Genomic DNA, 13,188 nt, shown 5'->3' with positions numbered 1-13,188 from the left:
TTGCAGGGGGAAAGCAAACGACATCAATCACTTGAAGCAGGATTTCTCCAAAGGGGATCCGCTGGGTTATAACAAGGTGACAGGATGTGAGAGGTGATGGATGGAACAGCTCGAAATATTCCCGCTGCAGAGCCCCTGCATCGGGGTCTGCGAAGTGAACAACAAAGGCTACTGCAAGGGGTGCCTGCGCAATCGCGAAGAGCGTTTCAACTGGCTCACCATGACCCCTGCCCAGCAACAAGAGGTGATGCGCTTGTGCCGGGATCGCAAACGCCGGGTCGAGGCTGCGCGGCGCAAGGCTCGCGAAGGCGATCAACCCGAGCCAATACCGCAATCTGGCTGGGATTTCTGACCCGCACCTAACATCCCTGCAAGCCATATTCCTGCGCTCACGAGACAAGACCTATCCAGCATATAAAAAATGCCGCCCGATCTTTCGACCGGGCAGCATTGTCATTGTGATGCGCGTTATGAACGCGGCAGATCAACCAAACAGATGGTGGCTGACGATGAACAGGCCACCGGAGAGCAACATGGTCAGCGGCAGGGTCAGCACCCAGGCCATCAGGATGGTCTTGATAGTCTGGCTCTGCAGGCCGGATTTATTGGCAATCATGGTCCCCGCCACAGCAGAAGAGAGAATATGGGTGGTGGACACCGGCATACCGGTCAGACTGGCGACCCCGATGGAGGTTGCTGCCGTGATCTGGGCCGCAATGCCCTGGCTATAGGTCATGCCGGTAGTGCCGATCTTCTCGCCCACGGTATGAACGATACGACGCCAGCCCACCATGGTGCCACAACCGAGCGCCAGCGCGATGGAGACGATCACCCAGGTCGGTGCGTATTCAGCGGTCGCGGTCAGATCCTTGCGCCATTTGGCCAGATCGGTCAGCTCCTTGGCGGGCAGCGGCAGCTTGGCAACCTTGCGGGCAGTGTCATCGATACAGAGCAGCAGACGACGCACCTCGCGGCGGTCGGTCAGGCTCATCTGATCATAAGTACGCACGGCACCCAGACGGGCATCCAGGGTGGCCATCGCCTGCAGCACGCCATCGGCGGAGCAGTGGGTCATCAGCTCTTCCTGAGCCGTTGCCGGTGCAGAGAAGTTGATAACGCCAGAGAGAGCAGACTGGTTGCGCTGGTAGATCTCCATGATGCGCTGGTTGGCATCCTGGGTCCGGTCCAGATCATAGGCACGGCTGTTCATGTCCAGTGCGAAATAGGCAGGCGCCATACAGATCAGCACCAGCATCACCAGACCGATGCCCTTCTGGCCATCGTTAGAGCCGTGCACGAAGCTGACGCCCATGGCCGAGGCCACCAGGGTCAGACGCGCCCAGAACGGCGGGTGTTTCTTGCCATCCACCAGCTGGCGCTCTTCCGGCGTTTTGTGGATCTTGTTGCTGGTCCAGATGCGCTTCATCGCCAGCAGCAGCAGCGCCGCGATGATGAAGCCGATGGTGGGAGAGATGATGAGGGAAAGCATGATGTCGATTGCTTTGCCCACGTTAATCCCTTCTGTCACCGGTTTATGGGTGATCCAGGCATAGGCACCGCCTACCCCCAGAATGGAACCGATCAAGGTATGTGAACTGGAGGCCGGGATCCCGAAGAACCAGGTGCCCAGGTTCCACACGATGGCGGAAAACAGCAAGGAGAAGACCATGATCAACCCTTGGGTGGAGTCCATCCCAAGCAGCAGGTCGATGGGCAGCAGATGGACAATGGCATAGGCCACACCCAACCCACCAAACATGACGCCAAAAAAGTTGAAGATCCCCGATGCAACGACCGCCAGGTGAGCTGGCATCGCCTTGGTATAGATAACCGTTGCTACCGCGTTGGCGGTATCGTGAAAGCCGTTGATAAATTCATAGGCAAGCACAAAAAAAACGGCCAATACCAAACCGATTGACCACCACAAACCCAAACCACTAAACATTTCAAACATAAAAAAAAGCCTGTTTATGAGTTGCGGCGGATTATGCCAGATGGCGGCCAACACCATAGCCACCATTGAAATATTTCAGCCATAAAAAAAAAGAGCTTTTTGGAAAAAAATATCCTAGAGCCAGTCTTCATGCGGCTTGCCATCGATTAATTAAAGCCATCAATGATTGCGGGAAAGGGCAAAAATAGCTGACAATTAAGCCAATAATTTCATTTTTATGACGTTTTTATGACAGAAAAACGGGCGAAAGTGGTGATAAAACGTCCCTGCCCCGTCAATCTCATCCGACCAGCACCATCAGCCCCATATCCGTTTGATTCCAGATGCAAAAAGGGAGCACCTTGTGCTCCCTTGCATCGTTGCCGTGTTGCCAGTTATCAGTCCTGATTGATACGACTGGCAACGGCGCCCTGTTGGCTCTTGTACTTGGCATTTTCCCGCTTGTTGTAGGGACGGGCCGCGACGCCGGAGAGCATCTCGAAGTTCAAGGCGCCGATCTTCATCTTCGGGCGCAGTGCCAGCGGCAGTTTGCCGCCGTTGTAGAACTCCAGCACGATGCGACCGGACCAACCCGGATCGATCCGGTGCGCGGTCACGTGCACCATCAAACCCAGGCGCGCCAATGAAGAGCGGCCATCCAGCCAGCCGACGATATCGGCAGGCAGGGTGACGGATTCGTAGGTCACCGCCAGCGCCAGCTGACCCGGGTGCAGGTAGAAGGCTTCGCCATCGGGGATGTGGATCTCGTCACTCATCACCCGATCGATGGCATCGGCCATCTCGCTGCTCGGGCCGCTCAGGTCGATATAGGGTGCGGTATGATCGCGAAACACCCGAAACTCGTTACCCAGCAGCACATCGACACTGACACCACTGATCCGCTCTACCCCGGGCCGTGGCTCAATGACGATCTTGCCTTCATCCAGATGGCGTTCAATATCGGTATCACACAGACGCATTGGGCGACTCTCCTGACAAATTGTGCTTTTAAAAAAGCCGGGCATCACCCGGCTTGTTTCATCTTAACCGATCAACATGTGGCGGATACGCGCCTTGAGCATGTCGATGGCGATGCGGTTCTTGCCACCACGGGGCACGATCACATCGGCATACTGTTTGGACGGCTCGATAAACTGCAGGAACATCGGACGTACCGTCTTCTGGTACTGCTTGAGCACGGAGTCCATGGTACGGCCACGCTCCTGCACATCACGCACCAGACGGCGTAACAGGCAGATGTCGAGCGGGGTATCCATAAAGATGGAGGCATCCATCAGGTCGCGCAGACGGCTGTCGGTCAACAGTAGAATACCTTCCAGAATAATCACGCGGCGCGGGGCGAACGGAGTTACCTCGCTCATCCGGGTGTGCTCGGTGTAGGAGTACTGGGGAATGTCTACCGCATCCCCTTTCAGCAATTGACTCAGGTGCTGAACCAGCAGGTCGTGATCCAGCGCATTGGGGTGGTCATAGTTGGTTTTTACCCGCTCTTCCATGGTCAGGTGGGTCTGATCACGGTAGTAGCAATCTTCGGTGATCACACCAATCTGACCTGCACCCAGTTCTGCCACCAGCTCTTCATAAATGGTCTGGGCTATAAGACTTTTGCCAGACGCGGACGCGCCGGCAATACCGATGATCACACACGAATGTTGAGTATCAGACATGACAAATACCTAAAAGAGAAGAGCAGTGGGGATTGTTTAAACCGATCCATTATATGAAAAAGGGTGGGCCATGCCCACCCTCAAATCCCCATCAGGTAACCGACAGCTGATTATTCATCCAGCGCGACAGTATAAAGCGGGGTCGCAATCGGTTTTGCGCTGAAAAAGAGTTCAGCCCCTACCCTGCGCGCCAGCTTCAAATAGGCCTGAGCCAGGCTTCCTTCCGGTGCGCCGAACACCGTCGGGCAGCCATCATCCATGTGTTGGCGGATATCGATGTGCAGCGGTAATTGACCAAGCAGTGCCACTTGATACTGCTCTGCCATCTTCTGGCCGCCACCGGTACCGAATAGCGGCTCATGATGACCGCAGGCGCTACAGACGTGATAACTCATGTTCTCGATAATACCGAGCACCGGCACATTGACCTTGTTGAACATGGCGATCCCCTTGCGGGCATCGGCCAGCGCCACATCTTGCGGGGTTGTGACAATCACCGCCGCCGAAGTCGGCACCTGCTGGGCCATGGTGAGCTGGATATCGCCAGTGCCCGGCGGCATGTCTACCACCAGATAATCCACCTCGCCCCAGCGGGTCTCATGGAGGATCTGCGCCAGCGCCTTGCTCGCCATCGGGCCACGCCAGATGGTTGCATCCTGCTCGGAGACCAGATAGCCGATGCTGTTGCTCTTGAGGCCGCAGGCCATCACCGGCTCCATCAGCTTGCCGTCATGGCTGACCGGGCGCTCTGTGAGAGTGCCCATCATGGTGGGAATGGAAGGGCCATAGATATCGGCATCGAGAATAGCGACCCGCGCCCCCTCTTTTTGCAGGGCCAGCGCCAGATTGACCGCGGTGGTGGACTTGCCTACCCCCCCCTTGCCGGAAGCAACCACGATGATGTTGCGAATGCCCTGCACGGCATTGAGGCCCTGCGCCCTCGGCATGCTGGCGACGTCAATCTCCAGAGCCCAGTCGATACGGGCGGCACCGGTGGCACTGCGCAGTCTGGCATCGTAGTTCTCTTTGAGCTGATCGAGCAGCGAGAGACCTGCAAACGGCAATACCAGCCGGATAGTAAGCCCCTGACCCTGATTGATGATCTCGCGAACGAATCCGGCATCCACCAGATCCTTGTGCCAGCCTGCTGGCTTAAATTCGGCGAGGATCTGTTTTACTGAATCAATCACCATTAACTCCTCATTATCTTGTCATTATCTTGAGGTGAACGGTTACCGCACACAAATCAGTGGCTTGCCTGCCATCGTAACAGCAGGTGCAGCCAAGGTTGGCACAGCCACAACCCTAGGCAGGCTACCCCCAATTCGGGTAACATGCACGGCACTCTATCATCCCAACAAGCACATCAAGAACGTAATATGGCAACTGATCCTCGTAAAATGCTGGTAACCTGCGCCCTCCCCTATGCCAATGGCTCCATTCACCTTGGCCACATGCTGGAACATATCCAGGCCGATATCTGGGTTCGTTATCAGCGAATGCGCGGTCATCAGGTGCACTTTATCTGTGCCGATGATGCCCACGGCACCCCGATCATGCTCAAGGCACAGCAGATGGGGATCACCCCGGAAGAGATGATTGCTGCTGTCTCCAAGGAGCACCAGGCAGATTTCGCCGGGTTCAACATCAGCTTTGACAACTATCACTCCACCCACAGCGAAGAAAACCGCGAGCTGGCGGAGTTAATCTACGGCCGCCTGAAAAATGGTGGCTTTATCAAGAGCCGCACCATCTCCCAGCTGTTCGATCCGGAAAAATCCATGTTCCTGCCGGACCGTTTCGTCAAGGGAACCTGCCCCAAGTGCAAGTCTCCGGAGCAGTATGGCGACAACTGCGACAGCTGCGGCGCTACCTACAGCCCGACTGAACTGATCGATCCGAAATCCGCCGTCTCCGGCGCGACTCCGGTAATGAAGGACTCCGAGCACTTCTTCTTCGACCTGCCGCAGTTTGAAAAATGGCTCTCTGAGTGGGTGCGCGGCTCCGGCGCCATTCAGGAAGAGATGGCCAACAAGATGCAGGAGTGGTTCGAGAGCGGCTTGCAGCAGTGGGACATCACCCGTGACGCCCCCTACTTCGGTTTCGAAATTCCGGGAGCCCCGGGCAAGTATTTCTACGTCTGGCTAGATGCCCCCATCGGTTACATGGCCTCTTTCAAGAACCTGTGCAACAAGCGCGGCGACATCGACTTTGACAGCTACTGGAAAGCGGACTCCGATGCCGAGCTCTACCACTTCATCGGCAAGGACATCGCCTACTTCCACTGCCTGTTCTGGCCGTCCATGCTGGAAGGTGCCAACTTCCGCAAGCCGACCAAGGTCAACGTACACGGCTATGTGACCGTCAACGGCGCCAAGATGTCCAAGTCCAAGGGCACCTTTATCAAGGCATCCACCTACCTGAACCACCTGGATCCGGAGTGCCTGCGTTACTACTACGCCGCCAAGCTCAACAGCCGCATCGACGATCTGGACCTGAACCTCGAAGACTTCGTGCAGCGGGTCAACGCTGACGTGGTCAACAAGCTGGTTAACCTCGCCTCCCGCAACGCCGGCTTTATCGCCAAGCGTTTTGGCGGCAAGCTGGCGGCAACCTGCGCCGAACCCGAGCTCTACGCCGAGTTTGCCAACGCCCGCACCGCTATAGCCGAGGCTTATGAGAGCCGCGAGTTCAGCCGCGCCATCCGCGAAATCATGGCGCTGGCCGACAAGGCCAACCGCTATGTGGACGACAAGGCTCCCTGGGTCATCGCCAAGCAGGAAGGGGCAGATGCCGAGCTGCAAGCTGTCTGCTCTGTCGGCATCAACCTGTTCCGCGTGCTGATGGCCTACTTGAAGCCCGTCATGCCGCTGCTGGCCGAGCGTGCCGAAGCCTTCCTGGCCGAAACCCTCAGCTGGGATGGCATCGAGATGCCGCTGGTCGACCATGCCGTTGCGCCGTTCAAGGCCCTCTTCTCCCGCATCGAGCCTGCGAAGATTGAAGCCATGATCGAGGCATCCAAGGAAGATTTGGCCAAAGAGCAGGCACCGAAAGTGAGCGGCCCGCTGGCTGATGACCCCATCAGCGAAACCATCACCTATGACGACTTCGCCAAGATTGACCTGCGCGTGGCGCTGATCAAGAAGGCCGAAGCGGTACCGGAAGCCGAGAAGCTGCTCAAGCTGCAACTGGATATCGGCGGCGAAACCCGTCAGGTGTTTGCCGGTATCAAGTCCGCCTATAACCCGGAAGATCTGGAAGGCAAGCTGACCGTGATGGTGGCCAACCTGGCCCCGCGCAAGATGCGCTTTGGCATGTCCGAAGGCATGGTGCTGGCCGCAGGCCCGGGCGGCAAGGATCTCTGGCTCCTGGAGCCGCAGGAAGGCGCCCAGCCGGGCATGCGCGTCAAGTAAGCGCATCGAACCGATAAAAAAGAGGCCTCTGGGCCTCTTTTTTTGTCTCTGCACTCTTTTCGTCTCTGCGACTCTGCGGATTGCTCCCATTGACCATACAGCAGGATGGTTAGAGCGGGCTATTCAGCATCGCCACCTTGAGCCCCACCAGTTCAGCCTGCTGGCAATCGAGGCGGCGTAACTGCGTCACTATCTTGCGCTTTAGTTTGCGCCTTACTCTGCGTTGCTGTTTGTTTCCTTTCAGGGCGCGCCGCCACTGACGCCAATCCTGCAACTGCCCGAGCCGCTCCTGCCAATGACTAAAGGCGCTGACCCACTGTGCCTCCCCCGCCCCCAGCTCCAGCAGTAACTCGGCGCCATAACGAGCCTGTTTTATCTCAAGGCGCAGATGATGCCAGCGACGCAGCTGCTGGCGATGGGAGACGTTGCCAGCCGGGTGCTCATCAAGTCGGCTCAATGCCCCATCGAGGCGACGGGCAAGGTGGCGTCGGTAGTGACGAGCCAGCCCTGAGGTATCGGGAATTTGCTCTAATTCATACAGCCAGTGGGCAAGCAGGCCCGAAAAAAGGGGAACCGTCACCTTGGGCAAGACGATTGTGGATGACGCGCCAAAGCGCGCGGCGTAAACCTGTGCATCGCGCAGGGCCGAGAGTCGGCCAATGGCCCGCTGCAGCCGTCGTTCCAGTTTTGGATGACAAAGGGCGGGTCGCCACAATGCGAGCAGCGCCTGCATGCGGCGCGCTGCGATGCGGTAACCATGGACATGGGTTTCGCTCGCTTCACGGCGCACCGCGCGAGCAGCATGGCGGTAGCTGGCAACCAGCACCCGAGCCTGCGCCAGCAAGGGATCACGCGTATCGGCAACCATTATGTCCCCGGCAGATCAGTTGGTATGAAAGCCCTGGCCGCTTGGCGGCAGCGCCTCTTCATACTCCATCCGGGTCACCCGGGCGGTGCGCGGGCCATGTTCCAGCCAGCCCAGCATCATCTGTACCCCCTGCGTCGGCCCGCTGATGAGGATCTCCACCGACCCATCCTCCAGGTTGTAGGCATGGCCGCGCAGCCCCAGCTGCAAGGCACGCTCGCGGGTGAAGTAGCGAAATCCGACCCCTTGCACCTGCCCCCACACCCGAATGACAAACGATTGCTCTCCCATTTCTCACACCTTCTGCTTAAGAAAAAAATTCCCGAGACGATAATGTGCCCGACACTCTATCTCTGCAGGATGCAGCTCCATTATGAAAGAAGTTAAATTCCGGTGGGTTGACCGCTATCTCATTCACCTCACCATCAGTGAAAAATTCCACATCGCCTTCTGGCTTCCCTTGCTGATCATCGCCTTTCTCAGCTGGTATCTGCTGGCAAACAGCCACGAGCAGGAGATAAAACTCAAGGTTGAGCAGTTGCAGCAGCGGGTCGAGACCACGGCGCAACTGGTCAGCCAGCAGCCAACGCTCACTCTGCCAGCCGATCTGCGCATCCAGCCACAAGGGGTGAGCGGGCTCGAACAGCAGGGCGATCGCTACCGCTTCACCGCACCAGCGGGTCAGGCTGGCTATGTGACCGGCGAGCTCGACACCAGCACCTCCTCAATGTGGGATGATCAGGGCACCACGCTCACCATGATTGGCGCGCTGGCGGCCCTGATGGCACTGGTGATCCACTACATGATGACATTTGTCTCCGGCGCCCTTTACTCCACCAACAAGGCGCTGCAAACCGTGGCCGACGGTGATCTCACCTTCCGCCTCAACTTCTTCCCGGTACGCGACGAGTTCTCTACCCTGGCGGGCAGCATCGACCGCTTTACCGACCGCCAGCATCAGATCGTCAAGCTGGTCGAAGAGTCTGCCGAGGCGCTGACCATGGCCGCCGACGAGTTTCGCGACCACGCCAGTGAAGGCGAAAACATGGCGCGCGCCCAGCGCCAGCACATGGATTCGCTGGCCACCGCCATGGAACAGATGTCAGCCGCCATTCGCGAAGTGGCGCGCAATGCCAACGACACCCTGCAGCAGACCCGTCAATCGAGCGAAGAGGCGGCCAATGGCGCCAACCGGGTGGCCCGTACCATAGAGGCGATCCGCACCCTAGCCGACGAGATTGGCAATGCCTCCGGTGCGGTAGAGCGCCTGACCCACAATGCCAACCGCATCAACGAGGTGGTAAGCGTCATCAACGCCATCTCCCAGCAGACCAACCTGCTGGCCCTCAACGCCGCCATCGAAGCGGCCCGCGCCGGTGAGCAGGGACGCGGCTTTGCGGTGGTGGCCGACGAAGTGCGTACCCTCGCCAGCCGCACCCAGCAGGCAACGGTGGAGATCCAGCAGATGATCGAAGAGCTGCAAGCCGGCACCGGAGCGCTGAACGACATCATGGAGAAAACCGTGGGTCGCGCCGCCAGCAGCCAGCAACTCATCAGCGAGGTGGGGCTCGATATCGAAAAACTGAGCAACCACAGCGATGCGGTGCTGGAGATGAGTACCCAGATCGCCACTTCCAGCGAAGAGCAGAGCTCGGTGGCCGCCGAGATCACCCACAATCTCGATCAGGTACGCCATGAAGCGGCGCAGGTGGAAGAGTCTGCCAGCGCCTCGGTAGCCGGTACTCAGGGACTGAAAGCCACTGCCACCGAGCTGACCCAGGCACTCAAGGGGATCACTCTCTGACGCTTGCCACAATAAGTCCGGTAAAAAGCGGCAATGTGAGAAGAGGCCACCCGCTGGGTGGCCTCTTCTCTTTATTGATGGTGCTAATGGATGGCGACCAATTACTATGCTGGCTGGCAGCACCGCTCAGGATTGCAGCAAACTCAGGGCCGCATTGGGGCGACTGTTTGCCTGACTCAAAATCGAAGAGCTCGCCTGCTGCAAGATTTGAGTGCTGACCAAACGCGCCGATTCTAGCGCCATGTCGGCATCCCGGATCCTTGAGCGGGCAGCGCTGAGGTTCTCATTGGCATTAGCCAGATTGCGTACCCTTGAATCCAGCGCGTTGGCTTGGGCCCCGAGCCGAGAACGCTGAACACCCAGCTGTTTCATACCCACATCCAGGGTTTTGATGGCCCTGCTGGCGTTGTCGTCACTCAGGACATCAATGTTATCAACGGTGTATTTCTTCTTGTCCTCTTGATAAAAACCAAGCGCATTCAAACTCGATCCCTGCATATCAATATTGGAATACTTGTCGCCTGATGAACGAAGCTCCATCTGACCGATATATGTCGTCGGTGTGACGTCGGGCAACAGAGAGGTTAGAGAGGAATTGCTGATCACCGGAGGCGCCGGTGGTGCGGGTTGCGCAGGAGGGGTTGTGCCATTGGCCAGTGCAAGGCTGTTTCCCTGAGAGCTATGTATGGTCAGTTCATTGTTGGCGGGATTGCTGTTGTTGGAGGCACTCACATAAAAACCCAGTCCTGCCGATTGCGCAGTATTGTTGATACGCCGAACCACCTCCCTCATCAGATCGCCGTTTTCGGGCGTAGGATTGACCGGATCCCATCCGGTCATATCAATGCCCGTGGTCAAATCCACAGAGTGGCCCGCCACATCGATATAGGAGGGTAATGCGGATAAATCGACTGCGGAGGCGACTGAAAATGGCAGTTGTTGCGCTTTTACCGGCCCCTGATTATTAGGGAAAATAGTCCCGTTGATATCTGCCACGAACGCTTCCAGGGTGGAATAGTCCTTGTCAAAGGTCACGCCATTGAGGGTGACCGGCTGAGATGACAGCTTGAGATCTGCAATCTCATATGCCCCCGGTTTGCTACCTGCCGGACTGCGCGCTTGCCACTCCATCTCCCCCAGATTTTTGGTCTGGGCATTGAGATCGGTAATGACGGTATTCTGCCCTGCATAGGCACCAACCGAGAAGATGCCTTTGTAACTCCCCGCCAGCAGATCCTGCCCGGCAAACCGGGTGCCTGTGGCAATCCGGTCCATCTCCAACTGCAATTGCTTGAATTCGGCATTAAGAGCAACACGATCCTCTGCCGTATTGGCACCGCTTCCCGACTGCAGCGCCAAGGTGCGCATCCGCTGCATCAGGTTCATCGACTCATCAAGCGCACCATCAGCCACGTTGATCACCGAGATCCCATCGTTGGCGTTGCGAATAGCGGTGTTGACCCCGTTCACTTCACTGGTGAGGCGATTACTGATCTGCAAACCGGCTGCATCATCAGTGGCACTGTTGATGCGCAAGCCGGATGAGAGTCGTCGATATACCGAATCCAGCGTGTTGGATGATTGACCAAGATGGCGAGAAGCATTAACGGCAGAAATATTGGTAGCGATGGAGAGGGACATGGACAGCTCGATACAGGAAAGATTCAAAATGGTCTTCCCCACTATCGACATCATCAAATGACTCTTTAGCGAAAATCACTATAAAGTAAGGTTAAAACGCTTTTCTGACTACATTTTGCGCACATGACAACCAGTATTGAACGCAAAACAAGCATAACCAGCTGTGGCATATAAGATAAGCAGCGTGAAACGCCAACATTGAGATTCTGCAAATCCTGCATATGCAACACTCGGTCGTTGTCCAGACGTACAATTCGTCACTCCGCCATATACCAGCAAAGGCTGGCTTAGCCGCCCTATTACACATAGAATGTGGCCCCTTTTCTTTCTACCATCGGCAAACATCCATGAGCGCTTCCATCTATCTCGTCAAAGGCCGCGAAAAATCCCTGCTGCGTCGCCACCCCTGGATCTTCTCCAAGGGGATTGAGCGGGTTCAGGGTAACCCCATTGACGGCGATACCGTCGAGATCTATGCCAACGATGGCAAGTGGCTCGCCCGTGGCGCCTGGTCAGGCAGCTCCCAGATCCGTGCCCGGGTCTGGACCTTCGACAAGGATGAGACCGTCGATCTCGACTTCTTTATCCGTCGTCTCAAATACGCGCAGGAGTCTCGCGATCCGCTGATCAAGCGTCAGGGCCTCACCGGCTATCGCCTCTGCGCCGCCGAATCCGACGGCCTGCCGGGTCTGACCATCGACCGTTATGCCGATTTTCTGGTGTGCCAAATTCTCTCTGCCGGTGCCGAGTTCCAGCGCGAGCTGATAAAGCAGGCACTGCGTACCCTCTACCCCGAGTGCAGCATCTATGAGCGCTCCGATGTGGCAGTGCGCAAGAAGGAAGGGCTGAAAGAGCGCACCGGCGTTATCTATGGCGAGACCCCGAACGAGCCGGTGGTCATTGAGGAAAATGGCGGCGTCAAGATCCAGGTAGACATTCGCAACGGCCACAAAACCGGCTTCTATCTGGATCAACGGGACAACCGTCAGGCTGCAGCCAAGTACACCGAAGGCAAGCGGGTGCTCAACTGCTTCTGCTACACCGGTGGATTTGGCGTCTATGCCCTCAAGGGCGGCGCCAAGGAAGTGGTCAACGTCGATCTCTCCCAGAATGCGCTGGATATCGCCCGCCAGAACGCCGAGCTGAACGGGCTGGATACCAGCAATACCCAGTTTGTCCGTCACGACGTGTTCAAGCTGCTGCGTGAATACCGCGAAAAGGGCGAGAAGTTCGACGTCATCGTGCTGGATCCGCCTAAATTTGCCGAGAGCAAGGCGCAGCTGCTGGGTGCCTGCCGTGGCTACAAGGACATCAACATGCTGGCGTTCCAGCTGCTGGCACCGGGTGGCGTGCTCTTGACCTACTCCTGCTCCGGCCTGATGGAGCAGAGCCTGTTCCAGAAGATCGTTGCCGATGCGGCGCTCGATGCCGGTCGCGATGCCCAGATCCTGGAGCTGCTCTCCCAGGCGTCTGATCACCCCATCGGTACCGCCTATCCGGAAGGCTTCTACCTCAAGGGTCTGGTGGTACGCGCCCGCTGATCGGCAACCACCCTCCCCTTGTGATCAATCAGGCCCCTTGCGGGCCTGATTGTTTTACATCGCGTCCTATAGGCCTAAGCCTGACGCTCGCCCCGTTGACCACCCTCTCTGCTTTATGGGTGTTCTCTCTCCTCCTCTTTCCCTGCCTGCGTCCCACGTCTTTATCTGTTTAAATTTCTTTGCACAATAACTGCACATTTATGATTTAAATCACACCCGTATGACTCTCTTTTCCGTAGTGTGATCCCGCCTGCGGCAGCCAAGCCGGGGCAACCGTCCCATCAGGAGTGATGGACGGTACAA

The 13,188-nt window shown here is 57.2% G+C and carries 11 protein-coding genes; 4 read left to right on the top strand and 7 right to left on the bottom strand.

From position 1 onward, the window contains the following. Window positions 1-100 precede the first annotated feature (100 nt). On the top strand, window positions 101-352 hold the full coding sequence (locus LRL22_RS05495; RefSeq protein WP_005336715.1) for a DUF1289 domain-containing protein: 252 nt from the start codon (window positions 101-103) through the stop codon (window positions 350-352). A 132-nt stretch (window positions 353-484) separates the two neighbouring features. Here LRL22_RS05495 and LRL22_RS05490 read toward each other — a convergent pair whose 3' ends face one another. From LRL22_RS05490 to apbC, 4 genes are all read right to left on the bottom strand, one after another. Next, on the bottom strand, window positions 485-1,954 hold the full coding sequence (locus LRL22_RS05490; RefSeq protein ID WP_128816432.1) for an inorganic phosphate transporter: 1,470 nt from the start codon (window positions 1,952-1,954) through the stop codon (window positions 485-487). Window positions 1,955-2,331: 377 nt separating this feature from the next. Continuing rightward, window positions 2,332-2,913: a dCTP deaminase gene (gene dcd, locus LRL22_RS05485; RefSeq protein ID WP_005336719.1), complete on the bottom strand. Its 582-nt coding sequence runs from the start codon at window positions 2,911-2,913 to the stop codon at window positions 2,332-2,334. Between the two features lie 63 nt (window positions 2,914-2,976). Beyond that, on the bottom strand, window positions 2,977-3,621 hold the full coding sequence (gene udk, locus LRL22_RS05480; RefSeq protein WP_041207717.1) for a uridine kinase: 645 nt from the start codon (window positions 3,619-3,621) through the stop codon (window positions 2,977-2,979). 110 nt (window positions 3,622-3,731) lie between these two features. After that, entirely contained in the window at window positions 3,732-4,814 is a 1,083-nt protein-coding gene (gene apbC / locus LRL22_RS05475) for an iron-sulfur cluster carrier protein ApbC (protein ID WP_270904902.1), read from the bottom strand. Between the two features lie 186 nt (window positions 4,815-5,000). On the opposite strand from apbC, the gene metG reads away from it, so the two are divergent. Next, window positions 5,001-7,034, top strand: coding sequence for a methionine--tRNA ligase (gene metG / locus LRL22_RS05470; protein ID WP_270904901.1), 2,034 nt, complete (start codon window positions 5,001-5,003; stop codon window positions 7,032-7,034). A 109-nt stretch (window positions 7,035-7,143) separates the two neighbouring features. Here metG and LRL22_RS05465 read toward each other — a convergent pair whose 3' ends face one another. Together LRL22_RS05465 and LRL22_RS05460 are read right to left on the bottom strand one after the other, a co-directional pair. After that, window positions 7,144-7,902 carry a CHAD domain-containing protein gene (locus tag LRL22_RS05465; RefSeq protein ID WP_270904900.1) on the bottom strand — a complete coding sequence of 253 codons (759 nt, stop codon included), beginning with the start codon at window positions 7,900-7,902 and terminating at the stop codon, window positions 7,144-7,146. Window positions 7,903-7,917: 15 nt separating this feature from the next. Further along, complete coding sequence (locus LRL22_RS05460) at window positions 7,918-8,190, bottom strand: acylphosphatase (RefSeq protein ID WP_033113652.1); 273 nt, start codon at window positions 8,188-8,190, stop codon at window positions 7,918-7,920. 82 nt (window positions 8,191-8,272) lie between these two features. Here LRL22_RS05460 and LRL22_RS05455 point away from each other — a divergent pair, with 82 nt between their 5' ends. Next, a complete protein-coding gene (locus LRL22_RS05455) occupies window positions 8,273-9,703 on the top strand; it encodes a methyl-accepting chemotaxis protein (protein WP_270904899.1) in 1,431 nt (476 codons plus the stop codon). A 126-nt stretch (window positions 9,704-9,829) separates the two neighbouring features. On the opposite strand, the gene LRL22_RS05450 is transcribed toward LRL22_RS05455, so the two are convergent. Next, window positions 9,830-11,398: a flagellin N-terminal helical domain-containing protein gene (locus tag LRL22_RS05450; RefSeq protein ID WP_270904898.1), complete on the bottom strand. Its 1,569-nt coding sequence runs from the start codon at window positions 11,396-11,398 to the stop codon at window positions 9,830-9,832. 293 nt (window positions 11,399-11,691) lie between these two features. Between LRL22_RS05450 and LRL22_RS05445 the strand changes: the two genes are divergently transcribed. After that, window positions 11,692-12,885 carry a class I SAM-dependent methyltransferase gene (locus LRL22_RS05445; RefSeq protein WP_270904897.1) on the top strand — a complete coding sequence of 398 codons (1,194 nt, stop codon included), beginning with the start codon at window positions 11,692-11,694 and terminating at the stop codon, window positions 12,883-12,885. Window positions 12,886-13,188 lie beyond the last annotated feature (303 nt).

The organism is Aeromonas sp. PI_26 (assembly GCF_027854445.1).
Lineage (GTDB): Bacteria > Pseudomonadota > Gammaproteobacteria > Enterobacterales > Aeromonadaceae > Aeromonas > Aeromonas veronii.
The sequence above is the reverse complement of the archived record's forward strand: the minus strand, read 5'-3'. Positions and strand labels throughout refer to the sequence as shown.